Annotated in this window: 16 protein-coding genes; 11 read left to right on the plus strand and 5 right to left on the minus strand. The window is 70.0% G+C overall.

Annotation, left to right across the window (positions count from 1 at the left end; all coding sequences use genetic code 11):
- Positions 1-51 precede the first annotated feature (51 nt).
- From ACSHT8_RS04150 to ACSHT8_RS04175, 6 genes are all read left to right on the plus strand, one after another.
- Positions 52-2,436, plus strand: a complete 2,385-nt coding sequence (locus tag ACSHT8_RS04150) for a PEP/pyruvate-binding domain-containing protein (protein WP_436497828.1) — start codon at positions 52-54, stop codon at positions 2,434-2,436.
- Positions 2,429-3,214 carry a pentapeptide repeat-containing protein gene (locus ACSHT8_RS04155; protein WP_436497830.1) on the plus strand — a complete coding sequence of 262 codons (786 nt, stop codon included), beginning with the start codon at positions 2,429-2,431 and terminating at the stop codon, positions 3,212-3,214. The genes ACSHT8_RS04150 and ACSHT8_RS04155 overlap by 8 nt, the downstream gene beginning before the upstream one ends.
- An 84-nt stretch (positions 3,215-3,298) precedes the next feature.
- Positions 3,299-3,649, plus strand: coding sequence for a YciI family protein (locus ACSHT8_RS04160; RefSeq protein ID WP_436497832.1), 351 nt, complete (start codon positions 3,299-3,301; stop codon positions 3,647-3,649).
- A complete protein-coding gene (locus ACSHT8_RS04165) occupies positions 3,649-4,827 on the plus strand; it encodes an RNA polymerase sigma factor (protein ID WP_436497833.1) in 1,179 nt (392 codons plus the stop codon). The genes ACSHT8_RS04160 and ACSHT8_RS04165 overlap by 1 nt, the downstream gene beginning before the upstream one ends.
- Positions 4,824-5,600: a HipA family kinase gene (locus tag ACSHT8_RS04170; RefSeq protein WP_436497835.1), complete on the plus strand. Its 777-nt coding sequence runs from the start codon at positions 4,824-4,826 to the stop codon at positions 5,598-5,600. The genes ACSHT8_RS04165 and ACSHT8_RS04170 overlap by 4 nt, the downstream gene beginning before the upstream one ends.
- The gene (locus ACSHT8_RS04175) at positions 5,584-5,970 is read left to right on the plus strand and encodes a DUF3037 domain-containing protein (protein ID WP_436497837.1); all 387 of its coding nucleotides are present in this window, start codon (positions 5,584-5,586) and stop codon (positions 5,968-5,970) included. The genes ACSHT8_RS04170 and ACSHT8_RS04175 overlap by 17 nt, the downstream gene beginning before the upstream one ends.
- Positions 5,971-5,988: 18 nt before the next feature.
- Here ACSHT8_RS04175 and ACSHT8_RS04180 read toward each other — a convergent pair whose 3' ends face one another.
- Positions 5,989-6,528, minus strand: coding sequence for a hypothetical protein (locus ACSHT8_RS04180; RefSeq protein ID WP_436497839.1), 540 nt, complete (start codon positions 6,526-6,528; stop codon positions 5,989-5,991).
- Between the two features lie 197 nt (positions 6,529-6,725).
- Positions 6,726-8,072: an NlpC/P60 family protein gene (locus ACSHT8_RS04185; RefSeq protein ID WP_436497841.1), complete on the minus strand. Its 1,347-nt coding sequence runs from the start codon at positions 8,070-8,072 to the stop codon at positions 6,726-6,728.
- A 112-nt stretch (positions 8,073-8,184) separates the two neighbouring features.
- Here ACSHT8_RS04185 and ACSHT8_RS04190 point away from each other — a divergent pair, with 112 nt between their 5' ends.
- Entirely contained in the window at positions 8,185-8,706 is a 522-nt protein-coding gene (locus ACSHT8_RS04190) for a MarR family winged helix-turn-helix transcriptional regulator (RefSeq protein WP_436497843.1), read from the plus strand.
- Positions 8,707-8,724: 18 nt separating this feature from the next.
- Here the strand turns inward: ACSHT8_RS04190 and ACSHT8_RS04195 are convergent, their stop codons facing one another.
- Together ACSHT8_RS04195 and ACSHT8_RS04200 are read right to left on the minus strand one after the other, a co-directional pair.
- Entirely contained in the window at positions 8,725-9,315 is a 591-nt protein-coding gene (locus ACSHT8_RS04195; protein WP_436497844.1) for an FMN reductase, read from the minus strand.
- Positions 9,312-10,394, minus strand: a complete 1,083-nt coding sequence (locus ACSHT8_RS04200; protein WP_436497846.1) for an LLM class flavin-dependent oxidoreductase — start codon at positions 10,392-10,394, stop codon at positions 9,312-9,314. The genes ACSHT8_RS04195 and ACSHT8_RS04200 overlap by 4 nt, the downstream gene beginning before the upstream one ends.
- 98 nt (positions 10,395-10,492) lie before the next feature.
- Here ACSHT8_RS04200 and ACSHT8_RS04205 point away from each other — a divergent pair, with 98 nt between their 5' ends.
- Both ACSHT8_RS04205 and ACSHT8_RS04210 read left to right on the plus strand, forming a co-directional pair.
- Positions 10,493-11,473 (plus strand): cation diffusion facilitator family transporter, encoded by a 981-nt coding sequence (locus tag ACSHT8_RS04205; protein WP_436501992.1) that lies wholly within the window; start codon positions 10,493-10,495, stop codon positions 11,471-11,473.
- Between the two features lie 31 nt (positions 11,474-11,504).
- Positions 11,505-12,995, plus strand: coding sequence for a N,N-dimethylformamidase beta subunit family domain-containing protein (locus tag ACSHT8_RS04210; RefSeq protein ID WP_436497848.1), 1,491 nt, complete (start codon positions 11,505-11,507; stop codon positions 12,993-12,995).
- 160 nt (positions 12,996-13,155) lie between these two features.
- Here ACSHT8_RS04210 and ACSHT8_RS04215 read toward each other — a convergent pair whose 3' ends face one another.
- Positions 13,156-14,499, minus strand: coding sequence for a PucR family transcriptional regulator (locus ACSHT8_RS04215; protein ID WP_436497850.1), 1,344 nt, complete (start codon positions 14,497-14,499; stop codon positions 13,156-13,158).
- 386 nt (positions 14,500-14,885) lie between these two features.
- Between ACSHT8_RS04215 and ACSHT8_RS04220 the strand changes: the two genes are divergently transcribed.
- Both ACSHT8_RS04220 and ACSHT8_RS04225 read left to right on the plus strand, forming a co-directional pair.
- Positions 14,886-16,472, plus strand: coding sequence for a DUF6801 domain-containing protein (locus ACSHT8_RS04220; protein WP_436497852.1), 1,587 nt, complete (start codon positions 14,886-14,888; stop codon positions 16,470-16,472).
- 132 nt (positions 16,473-16,604) lie between these two features.
- Positions 16,605-17,744 (plus strand): DUF6801 domain-containing protein, encoded by a 1,140-nt coding sequence (locus ACSHT8_RS04225; RefSeq protein ID WP_436497854.1) that lies wholly within the window; start codon positions 16,605-16,607, stop codon positions 17,742-17,744.

Here is a 17,744-nt window from a genome sequence, read left to right on the forward strand (position 1 = left end):
GATCTGGCCGTCACCCCCACACCGAGCGGCCATACCTGACAGTATGGCGGCATGGGGACTTTGCCGTTGGACGACAGCCGGGCCGATCTCGCGACCGTAGGGGGCAAGGGCGCCTCCCTGGCCAAGCTCGCCAGAGCTGGGCTGCCCGTTCCGCCCGGCTTCCACATCACCACCGACGCCTACCGCGGTCGGGAGAACCCTGCCGTCGCCGCCATCACCGCCGACGCGATCCTCGCCGCCTACGCCGAGCTCGGCGGGCCGGTCGCCGTGCGCTCGTCGGCTACCGCCGAGGATCTGCCGGAGCTGTCGTTCGCGGGTCAGCACGACAGCTTCCTCAACGTCGGCGACCCGCTGGCCCTGCTCGACGCCGTCCGCAAGTGTTGGGCTTCCCTGCAAACAGATCGTGCCGTCGCCTACCGCGCCCAGCACGGTGTCGATGACAAGGACATCGCGCTCGCCGTGGTCGTTCAGCGGTTGGTGCCCGCCGACGCCGCCGGGGTGTTGTTCACCGCCAACCCGGTCACCGGCGCCCGCGACGAGCAGGTGATCAACGCGGCGTGGGGGCTCGGCGAGGCGGTCGTCGGCGGCCACGTCACCCCGGACACCTACACCGTCAAAGACCAGACCGTCAGCCGAGAGATCGCCGACAAGACCGTCATGACCGTCCGCGTCGACAACGGCACCGAGGAACAGCCTGTCCCCGACGACAAGCGGCGCGAGCCTGCGCTCACCGACGCCCAAGCCGTCGAACTGGCGGGACTCGGCGAGCGCATCCAGCGGCTCTACGGGACGCCGATGGACGTCGAGTGGGCGCTGCACGACGGCCGGTTCAGCATCCTGCAGGCCCGCCCCATCACCACCCTGCGCCCCGCCGAGATCGAGTGGAACGACACCCTCGGCGGCGACTACCTGTGGACGTGCGTCAACCTCGGCGAAGCCGTGCCCAGCGTCATGACGCCCGCGACATGGTCGCTGGTCAAGATCCTCTCGTCGGCCGCGGTCGGCCCATACCGGATCACCGGCAACATCGGCGGCCGCTTCTACCTCAACCTCAGCGTCTCCATGGCCGCCGCGGCCGCCGTCGGCATGGGCGCCGCCGCACGCCGCCAGAGTGAGCAGACCCTGGGGCGCATCCCCGACGACGTCGAGGTGCCGGGGCTGCCCATGTCCCGGCTGGCGGTGATCCGCGCGGCCATCCCGTTCGCCAAGGAAGCCGTCGCCTACCGGCGCAAGCTGCCGCGGCTGCTCATCGACACCCCCGTCCGCTGCCGCACCCTGCACGAGCGGATCGCCGAGGCCGCCGACGTCCGCCAGCTCGCCGAGCTGTGGCGGTCCGACCTGGACTCGCTGCTCCGCGAGACCTGCCGGGTCCTCGACGCGGGCGCGCGCGGCGCCGGGCCGGTGAAGCTCGAACGGACCCTGCGCGACCTCGTCGGCGACGCCGACACGACCACCCTGCTCACCGGCCTGCAGTCCGACGGCGCCGAACTCGCCAGCCTCGGCCCGCTGCTGGGCCTGGCCAGGCTGCGCGCGGGCAAACTCGACCGCCACACCTACGCGACCACCTGGGGACACCGCTGCCCCGACGAGTTCGAGATCGCCGAGCCGCGCCCCGCCGAGCACCCCGCCTGGATCGACCGGCTCCTCGACACCCTCGGCGACGTCGACCCGCGCGACCTGCTCAGCAGGCAGGCCATCGCCCGCGACGCGGCCTGGCAGCGGCTGGCCGAACGGCACCCGGGCAAGGTCAAGAAGGTGCGCAGGCAACTCGACCACGCCGCCGAGGTCGCCAGGGCGCGCGAGCGGGCGCGGTCGGAGATGGTGCGCGCGTTCTGGGTGCTGCGGGCGTTCGTGCTGCGCGCTGGCGAGCTGACCGGCCACGGCGCCGACCTGTTCTTCCTGCCCATCGACGACATCGTGGCCGTCCTCGACGGCGACGAGTCGCCGCTGGCCCAGGTCCCGGCGCAGCGCGCGGCCTACGACCGCTACCGCGCGCTGCCGCCGTATCCGACGCTGATCCGCGGCCGGTTCGACCCGGTCGCCTGGGCCGCCGACCCCGACCGCCGGGCCGACCTGTTCGACGCGACAGCCGACCACAAGCCGATGGGTGCCGAGATCACCGGATTCCCGGGCGCGGTCGGGGTCGTCGAGGGGCCGGTACGCGTCGTGTCCACTGTGGATGAAGCGGCGGCGCTGGTGCCGGGGGAGATCCTGGTGACCACCGTGACCAACATCGGCTGGACGCCGCTGTTCCCGCGCGCCGCCGCGATCGTCACCGACGTGGGCGCGCCGCTGTCGCACGCCGCGATCGTCGCCCGCGAACTCGGCATCCCGGCGGTGGTCGGCTGCGGCAACGCCACCACCCGACTGTCCACCGGCGACCGGGTCCGCGTGGACGGCGCGAAGGGAACCGTCACACTGGTGGCCGATGACTGACCTCTCCCACCTGCGCGCCGACTGCTCCCGCTGCGCCGCCCTGTGCTGCGTGGGCCTGGCGTTCGCGAAGTCGGCCGACTTCGCCCTCGACAAGCCCGCCGGTCGCCCCTGCGTGAACCTGCTCGCCGACCACCGCTGCGGCATCCACACGCGACTGCGCGACAGCGGCTTCCAGGGCTGCACGGTCTACGAGTGCTTCGGCGCGGGCCAGCAGGTCGTGCAGGTCACCTTCGGCGGCCGCACCTGGCGCGACCCGGCCATCGCCCAGCGGCAGTTCGACGCGTTCGGCGTGCTGCGCGTGCTCCACGAGCTGCTCTGGTACCTCACCGACGCGCGCACCTTCGCCCCCACGCTGGCCGCCGAACTCGACCGCGCCTACGCCGAGACCACCCGGCTCGCCGCGTCCGACGCCGACACCCTGCTCGCGCTCGACGTCGCCGCACACCGGCACGCGGTCAACCAGCTGCTTATCAAGGCCAGCGACCAGGCCAGGGCTGGATTACGGGCCAAACGCCGCAAACCGGACCTCATCGGCGCCAACCTGCGTCGGGCCGACCTGCGCGGCGCGAGCCTGCGCGGCGCCCTGCTCATCGCCGCCGACCTCCGCGAAGCGGACCTGACCAGGGCGGATGTCATCGGCGCCGACTTCCGCGACACCCGTGTCCACGGCGCCGACCTCACCGGCGCCCTGTTCCTCACCCAGGTCCAGCTCAACGCCGCCAAGGGCGACGCGGCCACCCGGATCCCGGCTCGGCTGGCGCGGCCCGCGCACTGGTGAAGAATTTTCCCGGCGGTGTCGATCCGGCGGGACACCGTTCGTATAGAGGGTGACAAGCAGGACCCACCGCCAAGGAGGCACCCGATGAGCCAGTACCTGCTCAGCGTCTACGAGCCCGACATGGAACCGCCGCCCGCCGAGTTCCTCGAACCGATCATGCGCAAGGTCGAGGCGTGGAGCGACGAGCTCAAAGCCGCCGGGGCCTGGGTGTTCACCGCCCGGCTGCACCGCCCGCACACCGCGACCGTGGTGCGCGCCAAGGAGGACGGTGAGGTCTTCGTGACCGACGGGCCGTTCGCCGAGGGCAAGGAGTTCATCGGCGGGTTCACCGTCATCGACGTGCCCGACCTCGACGCCGCGCTCGAGTGGGGCCGCAAGTTCACCGAGATCACGACCCTGCCCCTCGAGGTGCGCCCCTTCCGAGAAGCGGGCTGATGCTCGACCGCGTCTACACCGAGGAGTACGGACGCGCGGTGGCCGTCCTGGTCCGCGTCTTCGGCGACATCGACATCGCCGAGGAGGCGGTCCAGGACGCCTTCGCCGCCGCGGTCGAACGGTGGCCGGTCGACGGTGTGCCGCCCAGCCCGGCGGGCTGGATCATCACGACCGCCCGCCGCCGCGCCATCGACCGCCTGCGCCGCGAGGTGTCCCGCGCCGACAAGCACGCCCAGGCCGCGCTCACCCACGCCGAACAGGACGAGATCGAGGAGGCCGCAGTGCGCGACGACCGGCTCCGGCTGATCTTCACCTGCTGCCACCCGGCGCTGGCCCCGGCCGCCCAGGTCGCGCTCACCCTGCGGCTGCTCGGCGGGCTCACCACCGCGCAGATCGCCCACGCCTTCCTCGTCCCCGAACCGACCATGGCCCAGCGCCTCGTCCGGGCGAAAGCCAAGATCCGCGACGCCCGCATCCCGTACCGGGTCCCCGAGGAAGCCGACCTGCCCGCCCGCCTGCGCCCGGTCCTGGCGGTGCTGTACTTGATCTTCAACGAGGGCTACACCGCCACCGCCGACGACCTGTGCGCCGAGGCGATCCGGCTCGGCCGGGTGCTCGCCGAACTGATGCCCGACGAACCCGAGGTCATGGGCCTGCTCGCGCTGATGCTGCTCACCGCGTCCCGCCGCCCCGCCCGCGTCGACGCCAACGGCGACCTCGTCCGGCTGGCCGACCAAGACCGAGCCCTGTGGGACCAGGCCCTCATCGCCGAAGGTCGAGACCTGGTGCGCCGCTGCCTGCGCCGCGACCAGCCCGGCCCGTACCAGATCCAGGCCGCCATCAACGCCGTGCACAGCGAGTGGCCGACCGACTGGCACCAGATCCGCGACCTCTACGACCTGCTCCTCGACTTCACCCCGACCCCGATCGTCGCGCTGAACCGCGCGGTCGCGGTGGCCGAAGTGGACGGTCCAGCCGCTGGGCTGGCCCTGGTCGAGGCCCTCGACCTGCCCGGCTACTACCTGTTCCACGCCATCCGCGCCGACCTGCTGCGCCGCCTCGGCCGCGACGCGGAGGCGACCGCTGCCTACGGACAGGCCATCGACCTCACCGACAACCCGGCCGAACGCGTCCTGTTGGCACGCGCCAGAACCCGATCCAGCATGATGAACCCGTGACCCTCCGCACCGTGACAGCGACCCGCTACGTCACCCCGTTCCGCGAAGGCGGATCACTGCCCGGTCTCGTCGAGGCCGACGACCTCGGCATGTACGTGCTGAAGTTCCGCGGCGCGGGCCAGGGCATCAAGGCGCTGGTCGCCGAGCTGATCGTGGGGGAGCTGGCCAGGGCACTGGGCTTCAACGTGCCCGAGATCGTCTTCGCCGACCTCGACCCGGAACTGGCCAGGGCCGAGCCGGACGAAGAGGTCCAGGATTTGCTGCGCGCCAGCGGCGGTCTCAACGTCGGCTTCGACTTCCTGCCCGGCTCGTTCGACTTCAACCCGCTGGTCCGCGACCCCGGACCGGAACTGGCCGCGCGCCTGCTCTGGCTCGACGCGCTGACCCTCAACGTCGACCGCAGCTGGCGCAACCCAAACCTGCTGCTGTGGCACCGCGACATCTGGCTCATCGACCACGGCGCGTCGCTGATCTTCCACCACTCCTGGTCGCCCGCGTGGAAACCGGCGGCGAGCTACCGCTACGACGCCGCCGACCACGTGATGATGCCCGTGGCGGGCAGCGTCGCCGACGCCGACCGCGACCTCAAGCCCAAGGTCACCGACGCATTGCTGGCCGACATCCTCGCCAACGTCCCCGACGACTGGCTGACCCAGGACGACGCCACCCCCGCCGACGTCCGCGCCCGCTACACGGCGTTCTTCACCGCGCGCCTCGACACGTCACCCGCATGGGTCGACACCCTGGAGGCGACCCGTGCCGCACGTGTTTGAGTACGCCCTGCTCCGCGCCGTCCCCCGCCAGGACCGCGGCGAGGCCATGAACATCGGCGTCCTGCTCTACTGCGCGCCCCTGGACTACCTGCGCTGCAGGACGCATGTGGACGAAGAGCGCCTGCGTGCCCTCGACCCGGCGATCGACCTGGAGGTTCTCGCCGAGAGCCTGCGCCACCTCTGCCAGTCCTGCGACGGCGGAACCGAAGGCGGGCCGGTCAAGGAGATCACCCCGGGCCGCCGCTTCCGCTGGCTCACCGCCCCGCGCAGCACCCTCGTGCAGACCTCACCAACGCACACCGGCCTCACCGACGACCCCGACGCCGACCTCGACCGCCTCTTCGCCCGCCTGGTCCTGCCGCCGGAATGACCTAGGCGGACGATCCGGTTAGGCGCGGTTGTTGTCGATGTCGTCCGTCGGATAAGGCTGCGGCTGCGGCTCGACGGGTGCGGGTTTCGTGCGGCCCGCGGTGCGGACCCGCGCCACGGCCGCGGCTGTGGACACGAGTGCGATGCCGAGGCAGGCGAACAGGCCGGTGCTCGCGCCGTTCACCGCGTCCGGAGGGGACATGTTCAGCAGCGCCAGCTTGTTCGGGTCGAGGTCCTCGATGGTCACCCAGCGGATGATCACCAGCACGAGCGCGGCGACCGCCAGCAGCAGCCACAGCACCGCCACGGCCACGACCCGCTTGCCGAACACCCGCGCCACCAGCAGCACCGCCGCCACCAGCAGCGCCAGCACCGCGAGCCAGGCGACCAGGCCGCTGCTCCACGCCGTCGACGTCGTGCGGAAGCCGATCGAGTGGACCGTGTCGGCGCCCGGGCCGGTGACCCGCTGCCACGGCAGGAAGCTCACCACCACCGCGCCGACGCCGGCGAGGACGCCGATCCACTCCAACACGTGCAGCCGACGGCCTTGCTCCTGCACGAACACCTCCGCGCGTCCGGTCCGAACCGACAGTATGCGCGCGGTCACACCGGTCGGCGAGACGAAACCCGCCGCCGTGCCAGCTGGGGGCGGGCACGGCGGCGGGCTTCATCGCGCACCACCGACCGTGGGGACGGATCTTGTGGTGCGCCTCTTAGGACGTCGCACCTCCCTGCGACGTTCCGACCCCCGGGGCACTAATTTCGCGTGACGCACGCCTCGTTCGACCACGCCGAGCGCGACCCGCCGCGCACCGCGGCCACCGTGTAGCAGAGTTCGACACCCACGGGCTGGTTGAACAGCCAGTCCTCCACGGCGTTCGGGTAGTAGAAGACCGTCGCGTAGTCGTAGACCTCGCCGACGCGCCTGCGCACGACCAGCCCCGTCTCGTCCGAGGCGTTGTCGGTCCACATGAGATGGACGGCGTCGCCGAGGATCTCCGCGGTCAGGCCGGACGGCGCCGCCGGACCGTTGGCCAGGGTCGTGGCGCACACCTGGTCGGAGGCCGCCGAGCCCGCGGTGTTGACCACGATCACCGTGAAGCACACCTCGGTGCCCGCCTCGAGGCCGCTCCAGATGTAGGAGACGGTGTTGGGCTCGAGCGTCGCCCCGCCGATGGTGGTGGCGATGTAGTAGGCGGTCTCGTCGGTCGCGTTGTCCGTCCATGTCAAGTGGATGCGCCCGGTGTCGAGCGCGGACGCTTGGACGTTCGTCGGCGCGGGCGGAAGCGGCGTGGTCCACGCGCACGCCGGTTCGCTCCAGTCGGACACCTCGGTCGGTGCTTTCGGTGAGCCGATGTAGGCGCGGACCCGGAAGCAGGTCTGGCTGTCGACGGGCAGGCCGGTGATGGTGCGCGAGGTCGTGTCGGCGCCCACGGTGATCACGCTGGTGCCGCGGCTGATCTGGTAGCCGGTCTCGGTCGCGTAGTCCGACCAGGTCAGCCGGACGTTCCCGCTGCCGGCGTTGACGGCGTCGAGCGTCGGCTTGGGCTGCAGGCCGAAGATCCGCCTGGCGAGCTTCTGCTCGCCCGCCACGTACTCGCGGACGCGCACCGTGTACTTGGGGGCCGTCCAGCCCTTGTCGCCGTAGGCCTCGACCACCCAGCGCCTGCCGGTCTTGTCGCGGTGGCCGAGGTAGATCGAGACGTGCTCGATGTAGTTGTCGGCGTCCTTGTCGTAGAACAGCAGGTCACCGGGGGCGAGGTCGGTGACCTTGGTCCCCAGCTTGGCGAACTCGCCGGCCTCGCGGTCCTCCAGCCGCATCCCGGCCTGCGCGAGGGCGTAGTGCACCAGGCCGGAGCAGTCGAAACCCGGTCCCGTGGCGATGCCGCACTTGGAGATCGCGGGGTCGCCGATCGTGGGACCGTCCGCGTTGCCGCCGCCCCAGCAGTACGACAGCCCTTCCTGGGCTCTGGCGGCGTCGACGAGCAGGCGGGCGTTGGGATTGGCGGGCACATCCCAACTGTCGGTTTCGGCTGCCGCCATCCCCCCGGGCACCAGCCCGACCAGCGCGACGGCCGCGACCAGCAGTGATCGCAAGCGCACGAGTTCCTCCCCTGATGGATAATCCCCTATCGGGTAATCCGAAGTCGTACTACCCGGGTGTACGATAGGACGGAGACGAGCCCGCTGTCTACAACGAGCTGGGGAGCGAGAGTTGAGCGACGAACTGATCGAGGACTGGGTGCGCCTGGTCCCCGAGATCGACCCGGTCACCGAGGGCGTGGTGGAGCGGGTCCACCTGATCGCCCGCGCACTGAACCTGGCCTGCGCGGAGATCGCGACACCGCACGGGATCAACACGCGCGACTACGACATCCTCGCCCGGCTGTACTGGACGGGCGAGCCACACCGGCTCACGCCCACCCAACTGGCGAACGGCACGGGCGCGCCGACGACGACGATCACCTCGCGGCTCGACCGGCTTGAACGGCTTGGGCTGCTGCGGAGGGTTCCGGCTGAGCACGATCGCCGTTCACTGCTGGCCGAGCTGAGCACCGAGGGCGTCGACCTGTTCCGACGCATGGTGAAGGAACAGGCGGCGATCGAGGCGTCGGCGTTCCGCAAGCTGGACGAGGCGGACCTGGTGGCGTTGCGGGAGCTGCTGGACAAGGCACTGTCGGCTTGCCGGGAGACGATGACCCCGCCGCCGCGCAGGGTCGAACTGGCAGGCGAGTGACCGGTCAGCGCAGGCAGGCTACCCGGCTTTGGCGATGTCGCCGAGGAGTTCCTCGAACGGCACCGGCTCCGCGTACGGGTCGCGTTTGGGGGCGGGTCGGGTGCCCGCGAGCAGCGCGGTGAGTTCGCCGCCCGCCAGCGTGATCCGGTCGGCCAGACCGCTCGTCGTGTCGCCCCAGTCCTCCGACGCCGCGTACACCGCTGTGGGGACGACGATCGCGCGCAGGTAGGCGAACATCGGCCGCAGAGCGTGTTCGAGGACCAGCGAGTGCCGCGCGGTGCCGCCGGTCGCGCCGATCAGGACCGGTTTGCCCGACAGTGTGTCCGGTTCCAAGCCGTCGAAGAAGGACTTGAACAGGCCGCTGTAGGAGGCGGTGAACACCGGGGTGACCGCGATCAGGGCGTCCGCGTCCACCATCGCGTCGATCACCGGGCGCAGTGACGCGGGTGGGAAGCCGGTGAGCAGCTGGTCGGTGATCGCGTGGGCGTGGTCGCGCAGGTGGACCGTGGTCACCTCGGTGGCGGTCACCGCGGCGGCGAGGCGGTCGGCCAGCAGGCGGCTGGACGACGGCTCGCTCAGACCGGCGGAGATCACGGCGAGCTTGGTCATCGGGCGGTCTCCTTGGTGGCGAGCAGGCTCTGGTGGGTCGGCGCGTCGGGCACGTGGGCGGGCTTCAGTGCGGCGAACTCCTTGCGCAGCACCGGCACGACCTCCCCGCCGAGGATGTCGAGCTGTTCGAGGACGGTCTTGAGCGGCAGCCCCGCGTGGTCGACGAGGAACAGTTGGCGCTGGTAGTCGCCGAAGTAGTCGCGGAAGGTCAGGGTGCGGTCGATGACCTGCTGCGGGCTGCCCACGGTCAGCGGGGTCTGCTCGGTGAAGTCCTCCAGGGACGGGCCGTGGCCGTAGACCGGCGCGTTGTCGAAGTACGGGCGGAACTCGCGCACCGCGTCCTGGCTGTTCTTGCGCATGAACACCTGGCCGCCGAGCCCGACGATCGCCTGGTCGGCCGAGCCGTGGCCGTAGTGCTCGAAGCGCTGCCGGTACAGCCCGATCAGGCGCATGTAGTGCTCCTTGGGCCAGAAGATGTTGTTGGCGAAGAACCCGTCGCCGTAGTACGCGGCCTGCTCGGCGATCTCCGGGCTGCGGATCGACCCATGCCAGACGAACGGGGGCACGCCGTCGAGCGGGCGCGGGGTGGAGGTGAACGACTGCAGCGGCGTGCGGTGCTTGCCCTCCCAGTCGACCACGTCCTCGCGCCACAGCCTGCGCAGCAGGTGGTAGTTCTCGATGGCCAGGTCGATGCCGTCCCGGATGTCTTTTCCGAACCACGGGTAGACCGGGCCGGTGTTGCCGCGCCCCATCATGAGGTCGACCCGGCCGTCGGCCAGGTGCTGGAGCATCGCGTAGTCCTCGGCGATCTTCACCGGGTCGTTGGTGGTGATCAGCGTGGTCGCGGTCGACAGGATCAGCCGCTCGGTGCGGGCGGCGATGTAGCCGAGCATCGTGGTGGGGGAGGACGGCACGAACGGCGGGTTGTGGTGCTCGCCGGTGGCGAACACGTCCAACCCGACCTCCTCGGCCTTGAGCGCGATCGTCACCATCGCCTTGATGCGCTCGGCCTCGGACGGGGTCGCGCCGGTGGTCGGGTCGGCGGTCACGTCGCCGACGGTGAAGATCCCGAACTGCATGTCCACTCCTCAGGTAGTTCAGCTCTCAACTATCGTGAACAGCGAACGCGTGGCTCCTATTCCGCCGGGCCGATCGACCTGGGCACTCCTACGATCCGATCGTGAGCGAATCCGGGGAGAGCACCTTCACCGTCGTGCTGGCCGGGTCGATGAACCTGGCGATCGCGGTCATGAAGTTCGTGGCGGGGGTGATCACCGGGTCGGCGGCCATGCTGGCCGAGGCCGTGCACTCCGTCGCCGACACGCTGACCGAGGTCCTGCTGCTCACCGCGCTGAAGGTCTCGGGCAAACCCGCCGACCGGCGCCACCCGTTCGGCTACGGCAAGGCGCGGTACTTCTGGTCACTGCTCGCCGCGGTGTCCATTTTCGTCTCCGGTGCGGTGTTCGCGCTGTATGAGGGGTTCTCCACGATCTTCGGCGAACCCGAGGAACAGACCAGGCCCGTGGTCGCCTACGTCGTGCTGGCCGTCGCGTTCGCGCTGGAGTCGGTGTCGTGGGTGCAGGCGGTGCGCCAAGTCAGGCGCGAGGCCGCCGAGCAGGGCCGCACCTTCGGCACCCACCTGCGGCGCAGCGACGACCCGACGTCCAAGACCGTCCTCTACGAGGACTCCGCCGCGCTGCTCGGCCTGATCCTGGCCTTCGCGGGCGTCGGGCTGCACCACCTGACCGGGTCGTCGGTGTGGGACGGCGTCGCCTCGGTCGCGATCGGCGTGCTCCTCGCGTTCGTCGCGTTCCTGCTCGGCCGGACCAACGCGGGCCTGCTCATCGGCCGCCAAGCCGACCCGGAACTCGTCTACGCCATCCACGCCACGATCACCGCCGCGCCCGAGGTCGAGGCGGTGGTCGACCTGCAGACCATGCTGATCGGCACCGACCGAGTCCTCCTCTGCGCCCGCGTCGACTTCGACGACGCGTTGTCGGCGGGGGAGTTGGAGCGGGTGTGCGTTCGACTGGCGGGCGAACTGCGGATCACGCACAGCGACGTCGCCGAGGTGTTCATCGAACCGGTCCCGCGCACCGACCAGCAGCTGCGCGAGGCGGTGCTCGCCCGCTACGGCAAGTCCGACCTGCTGCGTTGACGGTCGTCACGGTCTGTCATGCTGCGCTCTCGTGATCGTTCGCCTCGCGGCCGTTCTCCTCCTGCTCGCCGGATGCCAGAGCACCCCGCCGCCCACCTCACCCACGCCCAGCACCACCGCCCCCACGACGTCGGCGACGGCCGCGCCCATCGCAGGCACGCCGGGCTGGCAGGTGACCAAGCCGGGCCTGCCGCACGAGATCGAGGGCTTCGCCGACCGGGTGAGCGCACTGCCCGGCGAGGACGTTCGGCTGTTCGTGTCGACCACCGCCGCCGAGTACACGGTCACCGCGTACCGCATGGGCGCCTACCAGACCTCCGAGGCGCACCAGGTGTGGCAGTCGGGTCCGCTGCCCGGTGTGCAGCAGCCGCCGAGGGTGGTCGAGGCGCCGACCAACACGGTCGTCGCGCCCTGGCAGCCTTCGCTGACGCTGTCGACGGGGACCTGGCCCGCGGGCGACTACCTGCTGCGGCTCGACACCCGATCCGGGTCCGCCCAGCAGTTCGTGCCGCTCACCCTGCGCACGGTGTCGAACAAGGGCCGCGTGGTGATCGTGAACGCGGTGACCACCTGGCAGGCCTACAACCGGTGGGGCGGCTACAGCCTGTACGAGGCGCCGGACGGCAAGCGCGCCAACCGGTCGCGCGCGGTGTCGTTCGACCGGCCCTACCAGGCGCAGGTGATGCAGGGCGCCGGTGACTTCCTGTTCTTCGAGCTGCCGTTCCTGACCTTCGCCGAACGGCTCGGCATCGACCTCGGCTACGCCACCGACATCGACCTGCACGCCGACCCGCACCTGCTCGACGGGGCCCGCGCCGTGATCACCCTGGGCCACGACGAGTACTGGTCCACCGCGATGCGCGCGCACGTCACCGCCGCGCGGGACGCGGGGACGAACCTGGCGTTCCTCGGCGGCAACGAGGTGTTCCGGCACATCCGGCTCGGCCCGACCGCCAACGGGCCGAACCGCCTGGAGACCGGCTACAAGTCCTTCGCCGAGGACCCGATGAGCAAGACCGACCCGACCGAGGCTACCCAGGACTGGCGGTTCCCGCCGCACCCGCGACCGGAAAGCGTGCTGCTGGGCAACATCTACCAGTGCAACCCTGTCGAGGCCGACCTGGTGGTCGCCGACGAGTCGAGCTGGCTGCTGGCCGGGATCGTCCAGAAAGGACAGAAACTGCCCGGGCTGGTCGGGAACGAGTACGCCAATGTGGACTTGACGTACCCGACGCCGCGGCCGATCCAGGTGCTGTTCCGGTCGCCGGTGACGTGCCGGGGCAAAGCGGACTTCGCGGACACGACGTACTACTCGACGCCGAGCGGCGCCGGGGTGTTCTCGGCGGGGACCCAGTACTGGATCTGCGCGCTGTCGCCGCAGTGCGGGCACAGCCAGGGCGACCCGATCGCGCACCAGGCCATCACCGCGATCACCGAACGCATGCTGCGCGCGTTCGCCGCCGGACCCGCCGGAGCCGCGCACCCCGCGGTCGACAACCTGGCCGCGCTCGGCATCGGATAGGTCGATTACCGCAGGTGGGGCAGGGCCGCGACCTCGGCGGCGGAACGGCACGTTGAACTCGGTGGCGAACCGGGCGCGCCAGCGATCGCTAGCGCGCTGGGCAGGCGGAAGACGGCGCGGGTGAGCAGAGTGCCGAGCCGGACGTGCTCGGTCCGGGGTCTCACATAGCGTTCTCCAAGAGTTCGTCGTCCTCCGCCTCGGCCACCGCTTGGCCGCCCACGCCGATGAGACGGCGGTAGCGCAGGGCGATCTCCATGGTGAGGCGTTCCTCCGGGTCCGACAGGTGCTCGCCCAGCAGCGTCTCCAACTGGTGCATGCGGTAGCGGACCGTCTGGGGGTGGACGTCGAGTCTGGTGGCGATCTCGTTGATGCCGCCGCGCGTCTCCAGCCAGGCCAGCAGGGTGCTTTCCAGGCGGTCACGCTGTTTCGCCGTCAGATTGGCGAACGGCAGCAGCACCCGGCCGGTGAGGTGGGAGACCAGGAACTCGTCGGACATCAGGGCCAGCGTCGACAGGTTCTCCACGCACTGGGTGATGGGCTGGTCGGGCAGCACGCCGCGCTGGACCAGGGTCATCGCCTTGCGCGCGCAGCGCAGGGACAGCACCGCGTCGGTGAGCGGCACGGCCGGGCCGATGGCGGCGCGGCGGCCGCGGAGTTCGCGTTCCAGCGCCGTGAGGTGGCGCGACGCGTCGGCAACGACCAGGCAGGGCTCGGTGCTCTCCAGGTCGATGAGCACCTCTGGGCCGAGCGCGCTGGCGGGCAGCCGGTGTTGGTCCTCCCGGTACTCCAGGGCGATCACCGACACCCGGGCGGGCAGCTCCCAGTCCGTCGCCCCCGCGAGGTCCATAATGGACTGGCGGGTGGCGGGCGGGTCGGCGAGGATCAGCTTGAGCAGCTGCCTGCGGCGGCGTTCGAGTGCGCCGCTGGAGCGGGCCTGGGCGGTGGTGTAGCCGACGATCGCGGCGCTGCACAACTCGTCGACCCACGCGAAGATCGCGTCGGCCAGGTTGAACAGGGCGTCGTGGGGCAGGCCGATCGACCGGCCCGCCGCGCTCAGCTGGCGCCAGACCACGCGGGCGCCGACGCGGACGGCGGTCTGCAGGGCGTCGAGCGTGCGGCCTTCGAGGAACTCGACGCGCCCGGCGTAGCGGAAGGCGGCGTCCCAGTCGGTCTGCGGAGCGTTGGGGTCGCAGATGTTCTCGAAGCACTTGACCACGGCCATGTCGACCGCGCCGACCAGCACCTCGCGGAATTTTCCCTGCAGCGGCTTGGCGTACTCCGGTACGGAACGCTGGATCTCCTGCACCGCCGACATCACCAGCTGCGGCGTCATCGGGATCAGCTTGCTCGCCAGCTCCGGTGGGATGGTGCGCCACAGCTTCAGCGCGGCGTCGGTCTTGCGCCGGTCGCGGGCCGCGCTGTCGGTGAGTTCCACCGGCGCCAGTTTGCGCATCGCGGTCGCGGTGAGGTCGGCTCTGGGACTTCTGCCGTGCTGTTCGGTCATGACCTGCCTCGGGTGCTCGACAATGCCGGTTTCGCCGGGTTTTGCTCGGCTGACGATAAAATCGGGTGCGGTCGGTGTCAATCAACCCCGAGTATTCCTACGGCGGTTTGTCGCGGACGGACAATCTTGGTCGGTGCGACTGTTCCGGGGTGACAACTATGGTGCTGAGCTGCGTATTGTCCGGCACTACCAATTGTCGGTCGCCGTTTGTTATTTGCTGTGACAATAGTGGTCCAGTGGGGTGAAACTGGGGTATTGCGGGGCTGAACTACCGGCGGGTACGTTGCTTCCGGATAGCCGGGTCATTTCCGACAATTGTCGAACATGGCTCATTTCTGTGTGTTTCTGCTATTTGCCGGTCCCGTTTTTGTGCGGTTGGAGACAAAATGACACACCGTAGAGCAAGGCCACGACGCCTGGCCGCCGCGCTCGCGGGCGCCACGATCGTCGGCGTCGCGACGACGACGCTGCTGGTCACCGCGAGCGGCGGGGCGACCGCGGCCACGCTCGACCTGAACTACTCGTGCACATTCCCGCTGATCGATGTGCAGCCCGTCAAGGTGCACATCAACGCCGACATCCCGGACACCATCCAGGTGGGGGTGCCGACCGGGAAATTCAACATCGAGGCACTCAGCACGCTCAACGAGGACACCACGACCGGCCTCAAGCTGGTCAAGGTCGCCACGATCGAGGGGTCCGCGATCTCGCACGCGCACATCAGCGCGCCCGGGTTCGACACCGACCTTGAAGTCCCCGTCACCGTGGAGAAGACGGCCGTCCCCGCCTCCGGTGGTTTCACCGTGCGCGCGGTCGGCCAGACGCCGTCACTGACGTTCCCGACTGCCGGTCCCATCAAGATCACCGTGCACGACCTGGAACTGAAGATCACCGCGCGCAAGGCGGATGGCTCGCTGGCGAGCATCCCGCCGTCGAACCCGTTCGACGCGCCCTGCACGCAGGACCCGGGTCAGAACAACGTGCTGAAGGAAGGCCAGATCCTTCCGAAGGACCCGACCACCACGACGACGACCACCACCACGACTGAGCCGACGACCACGACGACTGAGCCGACGACGACAACGACGGAACCGACGACCACCACGACGGAACCGACCACGACGACGACTGAGCCGACGACCACCACCACGGAACCGACGACAACGACCACGGAACCGACCACCACCACGACCGAGCCCACGACCACGACGACTGAGCCGACGACGACAACGACGGAACCGACGACCACCACGACGGAACCGACCACGACGACGACTGAGCCGACGACCACCACCACGGAACCGACCACGACGACCACGGAACCCACGACGACGACAACGACGGAACCGACGACCACCACGACGGAACCGACGACCACCACCACCGAACCCACGACAACGACCACGGTTCCGACGACGACCACGACCACCACGGAACCCACGACCACCACGACCACGCCGCCCGGCGACGTGATCACGGTGTCGTACAAGGTCAACGGCAAGACGTTCATCAAGAAGCTGCACGCCACGGCGAAGCTCGGCCCCGGCACGTTCGACGCCAAGGCCGACCTCACCAAGGGCACCTTCGCCGGTGATCTGATCCTGCCGGGCACGAAGGTCAACTTCGCGCTGTTCGGGTTCCTGCCCGCCACCGCCACCGTCAAGATCGTCCCCGACGGCCAGGTCACGGGCACCATCGCGGCGAACGGTGCGGTCACGGCCACCGCGAAGGTCGGCATCGTGCTGACCGACGTGCGGGTCTTCGGGCTGCCGATCGCTGGCTCGCCGAGCTGCAAGTCGGCGACCTCGATCGACCTGACGTCGGCGCCGGGCTTCACCCCGGTCGCGGGCGGCAAGCTCAGCGGCACCTACGCCATCCCGCCGTTCTCCAACTGCGGGCCGTTCACCTCGGTCATCAACTCCCTGGCCGCGGGACCGGGCAACACCCTCGAGATCACGCTCACCAAGAAGTGACATCCGGTGCGTGATCGCTGATCCGACGCTCGCTCCGGTGCGGCCTCCGTACCGGAGCGAGCGCGTCGTTTCACCCCCAGCAACCACCTGGCGACCTCAGCCAGCAGCGGAAGAGGATCTATGAGGATTCGGATGACAGCCACGAAGGCCATGGCCGGGCTGCTCGTCGGCGCAGTGGTCGCCGTGGGCATGGCCGCCGGGACGGGCACGGGCGCCGCGGCCGAGCAGGTGCGCGTCGACAAGACGCTCACCTTCACCTGCCCCTTCCCGCTGATCGGCCTGCAGGTGCTCAAGACCAGGATCCAGGCCACCTTCACCCTGCCCGCCGCACCCGGCGACCCGGTCAAGACCACCGACTTCAAGACCACCGCCACCGTGCCGTCGACCTCGACGGTCGGCCTGCGCGAGGTCGGCGCGACCACCCTGGAGGGCACCGCCGACGCCGCGGTGAGCGTGGTGACCAGCGCGGGCACCCTGCCGATCAAGCTCAAGGGGCTGACGGTCGCCAAGACCGCGATCCCCGACGGCACCGCCTTCGACATGGCCGTCACCGGCACCGTCCCCGAGTTCGCCCCCGACGAGGGCCACGTGTCGGTGACGATGAAGGACTACACCGCGTTCGTGATCCCGAAGAAGGCCGACGGCAGCTTCACCGGCATCGGCGACATCATCTCGCCCTGCACCCTCGACCCCGGTCAGAACGCCGAGCTGCTCAGCTTCGACGTCGGCGCGCCGCCATCGTCGACGACCACGCCGCCGCCCACCGGGGTGAAGTACGCCTACAACATCAAGGGCACCTCGAAGCTGAAGAACCTCGCCGGTGACGTGCCGATCTCCGGGACGATCGACGCCACGCTCACGCTGTCCACCAAGCAGTTCGTCGCCGACCTCAAGCTCAACCCGACCACGGCCAACCTGACGATCCTCGGCTTCCTGCCGGTGGTCACCAAGGTCGCGTTCGAGAACGTCGGGCAGACAACGGGATCCATCGACGCCCAGGGCGCGCTGAAGTCCAACTCGAAGCTGACGATCGCGCTGCCGCAGGTGAGCCTGTTCGGCTTCCCGATCAGCCAGAGCCCCGACTGCAAGACGACGACACCGTCGGACATCAACCTCGCGTCGGCCGCCGACTTCGACGTGATCAACGGCGGCAAGCTGACCGGCGCCTACGCGATCGCCCCCCTGAAGGGCTGCGGCGCGTTCAACGACTACATCTCCGGCTTCGCCGCCGCCGACGGCAACAAGCTCGACCTGAACCTGACCGCGCGCTGA

The sequence above is a fragment of the Actinokineospora sp. HUAS TT18 genome (genome assembly GCF_051364635.1).
In the GTDB taxonomy this organism is placed as follows: domain Bacteria; phylum Actinomycetota; class Actinomycetes; order Mycobacteriales; family Pseudonocardiaceae; genus Actinokineospora.

What these genes read in the sequence shown, in the direction of transcription:
- ACSHT8_RS04150 (WP_436497828.1), top strand. Translation starts at nt 52, where the DNA reads ATGGGGACTTTGCCGTTGGACGACAGCCGGGCCGATCTCGCGACCGTA.
- ACSHT8_RS04155 (WP_436497830.1), top strand. Translation starts at nt 2,429, where the DNA reads ATGACTGACCTCTCCCACCTGCGCGCCGACTGCTCCCGCTGCGCCGCC.
- ACSHT8_RS04160 (WP_436497832.1), top strand. Translation starts at nt 3,299, where the DNA reads ATGAGCCAGTACCTGCTCAGCGTCTACGAGCCCGACATGGAACCGCCG.
- ACSHT8_RS04165 (WP_436497833.1), top strand. Translation starts at nt 3,649, where the DNA reads ATGCTCGACCGCGTCTACACCGAGGAGTACGGACGCGCGGTGGCCGTC.
- ACSHT8_RS04195 (WP_436497844.1), bottom strand. Translation starts at nt 9,315, where the DNA reads ATGACCAAGCTCGCCGTGATCTCCGCCGGTCTGAGCGAGCCGTCGTCC.
- ACSHT8_RS04200 (WP_436497846.1), bottom strand. Translation starts at nt 10,394, where the DNA reads ATGCAGTTCGGGATCTTCACCGTCGGCGACGTGACCGCCGACCCGACC.
- ACSHT8_RS04215 (WP_436497850.1), bottom strand. Translation starts at nt 14,499, where the DNA reads ATGACCGAACAGCACGGCAGAAGTCCCAGAGCCGACCTCACCGCGACC.
- ACSHT8_RS04220 (WP_436497852.1), top strand. Translation starts at nt 14,886, where the DNA reads ATGACACACCGTAGAGCAAGGCCACGACGCCTGGCCGCCGCGCTCGCG.
- ACSHT8_RS04225 (WP_436497854.1), top strand. Translation starts at nt 16,605, where the DNA reads ATGACAGCCACGAAGGCCATGGCCGGGCTGCTCGTCGGCGCAGTGGTC.